The sequence below is a fragment of the Domibacillus sp. 8LH genome (assembly GCF_038806185.1).
GTDB classification, from domain to species: domain Bacteria; phylum Bacillota; class Bacilli; order Bacillales; family Domibacillaceae; genus Domibacillus; species Domibacillus indicus_A.
In genome coordinates this window covers 1-239 of sequence record NZ_JAVJNG010000312.1, presented here as the reverse complement: position 1 = coordinate 239, position 239 = coordinate 1, and the positions used below count along the sequence as shown (strand labels likewise).

Genomic DNA, 239 nt, shown 5'->3' with positions numbered 1-239 from the left:
GTGGTACTGTTCCTTCACTATAATGTTCCGCACGAGCGATATCTGCTCCACCAAGACGTCCGGAAACTTGTGTTTTGATTCCTTTTGCTCCTCCGCGCATTGCACGTTGAATTGATTGCTTTTGTGCACGACGGAATGAGATACGGTTTTCTAATTGACGAGCAATGTTTTCAGCAACTAGTGTTGCATCAAGATCAACTTTCTTAATTTCCACAATGTTGATGTGTACTCGTTTACCA

Annotated in this window: 1 pseudogene; it reads right to left on the bottom strand. The window is 42.7% G+C overall.

The window, feature by feature from the left end:
* Window positions 1–239, bottom strand: a pseudogene (gene rpsC, locus RG959_RS24845) (30S ribosomal protein S3); the annotation flags it as partial.